The sequence below is a fragment of the Brevundimonas sp. UBA7534 genome, assembly GCF_002479325.1.
Classification (GTDB): domain Bacteria; phylum Pseudomonadota; class Alphaproteobacteria; order Caulobacterales; family Caulobacteraceae; genus Brevundimonas.
Map to the genome: position 1 here is coordinate 1 of NZ_DLMO01000047.1, position 3020 is coordinate 3020.

A 3020-nucleotide genomic window follows, 5' to 3' on the forward strand; every position below is an offset into this window, starting at 1 on the left:
GACGCTGGGCGGCGTCACCACATCCAGTTTCATGACCACCATGTCGGTGCAGGTGGTCGACAGGAACGGCGCGCGCCAGCTGGCCCCCATCGCCGCACGCCTGGCTCGGATGGAGGGCCTGGAAGCCCACGCCCGCGCCGCCGACCTGAGGAGTGAGGCATGACCCTGCCCGCCCCCTATCCGCCGCTGGCGTCCGGCGGCGACGGCCTGGACCGTTATCCCGGCGATCCGCAAACCCTGGCCGCGCGGATGGCGGCGATCTATGGCGCGCCGGTCGAACAGGTGCTGCCAGTGCGCGGACTGACGCACGGGCTGGAACTGGCGTATCGCCTCGCCGCCCGCGACGGCGGCTCCATCGAGGCGCCGAAGGCCGAACCCTACGACAGCCTCGCGGCCCTCTACCGAACGACGGGCGAGGCGGCGGTCGTGGTCGTGCGCGCGCTGGGATCGCCCGAGGCGGTCGCCGAGATGGCCGCCCGGGTCGCGCCCGCCCTGCTGTTCGTCGATGAGGGATTGATCGAATTCTCCGACAGCGTTTCGGCCGTCACCGTCGTCGCGGACCAGCCCAATCTGGTCGTCCTGCGCAGCCTGTCGCTGGCCTATGGCCTGGCCGGCGCCCGCGTCGGCGCCGCCGTCGCCCAGGCGGGAACCCTGGCCCGCCTGTCGTCGGTCCTGGAGCCCTACGCCCTGCCCGAGCCGCTGGTCCGCCTGGCGATGCAGGCGCTCGATCCCTCGCGGATGATCGAGACGGCCGAACGCATCGGCGCGGTCCGACGCGAGCGGGAGCGGGTGGCGCGCGAACTGGGACGCCAGGTGACGGTCGAACCTGGCGTCGGTCCCATCGTCATGATCCGGCCCGATGATCCGGCGGCGGCGCTGACAGGGTTGAAGACCTACGGGGTCGAGGCCGACCTGTCGGGCGACCGGCTGCGCCTGCCCGTCTCGATCAAGCCCGACGTCAATGACCGACTTCTCGCCGCCTTCGGCCTGACGCCGCCCAAGCGCCGCCCGGCCCGCGTCGGCCAGGCCGTCCGGGACACCAAGGAGACCCGCATCGTCTGCGCCGTCGATCTGGACGCGACCGGGCCGGTCAGGATCGAAACCGGCGTCGGCTTCTTCGATCACATGCTGGAGCAGATCGCCGCGCACGGCGGCTTCTCCCTGCGCCTGCAATGCGAAGGCGACCTGCACACCGACCCGCACCACACCATAGAGGACAGCGCCATCGCCTTGGGCCAGGCGCTGAAACAGGCGTTGGGCGAGCGCAAGGGCATCGCCCGCTACGGCTTCGTCCTGGCCATGGACGAGGCCGAGGCGCATGTCGCGCTGGACCTGTCCGGGCGCCCCTATCCGCTGTTCGAAGGCGCATTCGAGACGCCCTACATCGGCGAATACCGCACCGATCTGACCGCCCACGTCTTCCGCTCTCTGGCCGAGGCGATGGGGGCCGCCATCCACATCAAGGTCACCGGCCAGGACGATCACCACAAGACGGAAGCCGCTTACAAGGGCTTCGGCCGCGCCCTGCGCCAGGCCATCCGCATCGAGGGCGACGCCGTGCCCTCGACCAAGGGGGTGCTGTGAGCGAGGTCGCCGTCATCGCCTATGGCGCGGGGAACGTCGCCTCGGTCCAGTTCGCGCTGGAGCGGCTGGGCGTCTCGGTGCGCCTGACCGACGATCCGGCCGTGGTCGCGGACGCCGAGCGGGTGATCCTGCCGGGCGTGGGCGCGGCGGGCTATGCGACGGCGCGCTTGGCCGAACTGGGGCTGATCGAGCCGCTGCGCGCCTTTCCCCGCCCGTTGCTGGGGGTCTGCCTGGGCCAGCAGTTGCTGTTCGAACGGAGCGAAGAAGGCGACGGCGTCCAGATGCTGGGCTTCATCCCGGGCGTGGTGCGACGTTTGACGCCGGAGGGCGGCCTTCCGGTGCCGCACATGGGCTGGAGCAGCCTGGCGCGGGATCGGGACGATCCGCTGCTGGAAGGCGTGACCGACGGCGCCTACGCCTACTTCGTTCATGGCTTCGTCTGCCCCGACGGCCCGGCGACGCTGGCGCGCGCGGACTACGGCGGCGCGGTCCCCGCCGTCGTGCGATCCGCCAATCGCTGGGGCTGCCAGTTCCACCCCGAACGCTCGGCCGAAGCCGGCGCGATCATTCTCAAGAACTTCCTGGGTCTTCCATGCTGATCTACCCCGCCATCGACCTGAAGGACGGCGTGTGTGTGCGCCTGATGCACGGCAAGTTCGATCAGGTCACCCGCTATGACGATCAGCCGGCCGCCCGCCTGACCGCCTTCGCCGCCGAGGGCGCGGAATGGATCCACGTCGTCGATCTGGACGGGGCCGAAGCCGGCCAGGCGATGCAGCACGGGCTGATCGGCGAACTGACCAAAGCCATCGACGTCAAGGTCCAGTCCGGCGGCGGGGTGCGCGGCGCCAACGACGTGGCCGCCCTGCTGGACGCCGGGGTGTCGCGGGTCGTCATCGGTTCGCTGGCCGTCACCCAGCCCAACGACGTGGTCGCCTGGTTGAAGGGCTTCGGCGCCGACCGCATCACCCTGGCGCTGGACGTCAAGATCGAGAACGGCGTTCCTGTCCCTGCCCTGAGGGGCTGGACCCAGTCTTCCGGCGTCACCCTATGGGAAGCGCTGGACCGATACCCCAAGGGCGTCGCCAAGCATCTGCTCGTCACGGACGTGGGCCGGGACGGCGCCCTTGCCGGGCCGAACCTGGAACTGCTCTCGGAAATCCGCTTGAGGCGGCCTGATCTCGTGCTCCAGGCTTCGGGCGGGGTTTCGTCCCTCGAAGACATTCGGGCGATCAGGGCGCTGGGTTGTCACGGCGTCATCGTCGGCCGTGCCCTCTACGAGAACCGATTCAACCTGCCCGAGGCCATTACGACGGCCCGGCGATCATGACCGCCCGGCGCATCATTCCCTGCCTGGACGTCAAGGACGGCCGGGTGGTCAAGGGCGTGAAGTTCGTCGGCCATACGGACATGGGCGACGCCGCCGATCTGGCCGC

At 70.2% G+C, this 3020-nt stretch carries 5 protein-coding genes; all 5 read left to right on the forward strand.

The window, feature by feature from the left end; translation table 11 throughout:
• Nucleotides 1-4: 4 nt before the first annotated feature.
• The gene (locus B2U11_RS03440) at nt 5-163 is read left to right on the forward strand and encodes a histidinol dehydrogenase (RefSeq protein ID WP_292069982.1); all 159 of its coding nucleotides are present in this window, start codon (nt 5-7) and stop codon (nt 161-163) included.
• Nucleotides 160-1584: an imidazoleglycerol-phosphate dehydratase HisB gene (hisB, locus tag B2U11_RS03445; RefSeq protein WP_292069977.1), complete on the forward strand. Its 1425-nt coding sequence runs from the start codon at nt 160-162 to the stop codon at nt 1582-1584. Before B2U11_RS03440 ends, hisB begins: the two co-directional genes overlap by 4 nt.
• Entirely contained in the window at nt 1581-2183 is a 603-nt protein-coding gene (gene hisH, locus B2U11_RS03450) for an imidazole glycerol phosphate synthase subunit HisH (protein ID WP_292069979.1), read from the forward strand. Before hisB ends, hisH begins: the two co-directional genes overlap by 4 nt.
• Nucleotides 2177-2914: a 1-(5-phosphoribosyl)-5-[(5-phosphoribosylamino)methylideneamino]imidazole-4-carboxamide isomerase gene (gene hisA, locus B2U11_RS03455; protein ID WP_292069981.1), complete on the forward strand. Its 738-nt coding sequence runs from the start codon at nt 2177-2179 to the stop codon at nt 2912-2914. Before hisH ends, hisA begins: the two co-directional genes overlap by 7 nt.
• A partial coding sequence (locus tag B2U11_RS03460; protein ID WP_292069983.1) for a HisA/HisF-related TIM barrel protein occupies nt 2911-3020 on the forward strand: 110 nt, incomplete at its 3' end. The genes hisA and B2U11_RS03460, both read left to right, overlap by 4 nt.